This is a genomic window from Mesorhizobium sp. WSM2561 (genome assembly GCF_000513915.1).
Classification (GTDB): Bacteria; Pseudomonadota; Alphaproteobacteria; order Rhizobiales; family Rhizobiaceae; genus Mesorhizobium; species Mesorhizobium muleiense.
Window position 1 is genome coordinate 1 of sequence record NZ_AZUX01000110.1, and the last position, 1,586, is coordinate 1,586.

Genomic DNA, 1,586 nt, shown 5'->3' on the forward strand with positions numbered 1-1,586 from the left:
GAATCTGGAGGGTTCTGTGTGGTCGCGGGCGCGATTGGGCGTGCACGCACGGGTCGCGACTACATTGAAGCCTGATTGAACTGAACCGCGGGATGGCGGGCGGGGCTATGGGGATTTAGCGCTCGACAGTGTGTCCGAGGCGCCGGAGCGGGCTCGCCGATCGGTCTGGGGCAGTCGCCCGTCGTCGCGATGCAGGACCATCTGGGACGCGAGAGACGGCGCCATTGGGTCGTTGACGCTGAGGTGCAGCGTTGCTGGCGATAGCCGGGCTGCGACTTTGACTAGCGACGCGCAGAGGTCCGGCGACGACTGCAGCAGACGCCGGGATGGACGGTGCGAGCGTGTCGGTGCGCAGCGTGTCATGAGGTGTCTGGCCAGGTCGGTGCCTTGCGCGGGATCGGGCCGAGCGAGGCCATGGCGCCGCCGCAGCCCGGGCAGATGTCCAGGGAGCGTCCTGTGAGACAGCGGTAACGCTGGCGATAGTCGGCGGTCGGGTCCGGCGGCGGCGTGGGCGCTGCCAGAAGAAGACGGCACTGGGCCAGTTTGGCGACGCGGTGGCCGTTGGCGAGGAGGCCGTAATGGCGGATGCGATGGAACCCGTCTGGAAGAGCGTGCAGCAGGAAGCGCCGGATGAACTCGTCGGCGCTTAAGGTCATGAGCTTGTGCTTGGACTTGTCGTGATGGCGATAGTCCTTCCAGCGGAAGCTGACCTTTCCCTGGTCCAGGCTCACGAGGCGGCTGTTGGCGATGGCGACGCGATGGGTGTAGCGGCCCAGATAGGCGAGGACCTGTTCGGGACCGCCGAACGGAGCCTTGGCGTAGACGACCCATTCGATCCCCTTCAGTCCAGCCAGATGGGCGCAGAAGCTGGCACGGTCGGCCAGGCTGGCGAGATCGCTGAAGAAGCGAAGCTGGCCGGCGTCGAAGGCGTCCTGCAGGCGCTCCAGGAATAGCCGCCTGAACAGGCGCGACAGAACCCGTACGGGCAGGAAAAATCCCGGCCGGCAGGCGATCCATCGCTGGTCCCCGGTCTTCGCCGTGGCAGGCTCGAGCGACAGGCCGCCGCCCGGCACGACGCAGTGGACATGCGGATGATGGTGGAGATTTTGACCCCAAGTATGAAGCACGGCGACCACGCCGATCTCGGCGCCCAGATGCCTGGGATCGGCCGCCGCCACCCTCAAGGCTTCGGACGCGGCCTTGAACAGGATCGCATAGACCGCCGCCTTGTTCTGGAAGGCGATCTCAGCGATCTGGGCCGGAACGGTGAAGACCACGTGGAAGTATGGGACCGGCAGCAGCTCAGCCTGCCGCTCAGCCAGCCACTGGGCGCGGGCTAGGCCTTGGCATTTAGGGCAGTGGCGGTTGCGGCAGGAGTTATAGGCTTGCCGCACGAGGCCGCAGTCGGTGCACTGTTCGGCGTGACCGCCCAGGGCCGCGGTCCGGCACGCCTCCACCGCGGCCATGACCCGGCGCTCGACACGCCCGAGATGGCCGGCATAGTCGCGGCGATAATCAGCCCCGTGACGGTGGAATATATCCGCCACTTCCAGATCCGGGCGCATGGCGCGCGGCTCAGCCGGGGG

General features: G+C 67.0%; 1 protein-coding gene. It reads right to left on the reverse strand.

Going from position 1 to position 1,586, the window contains the following annotated elements:
* Positions 1-359: 359 nt before the first annotated feature.
* Positions 360-1,565 (reverse strand): IS91 family transposase, encoded by a 1,206-nt coding sequence (locus M727_RS0132770; RefSeq protein ID WP_027156033.1) that lies wholly within the window; start codon positions 1,563-1,565, stop codon positions 360-362.
* Positions 1,566-1,586 lie beyond the last annotated feature (21 nt).

Excerpts from the sequence above, each read along its gene's own strand:
- M727_RS0132770 (WP_027156033.1), bottom strand. The coding sequence starts at position 1,565 with ATGCGCCCGGATCTGGAAGTGGCGGATATATTCCACCGTCACGGGGCT.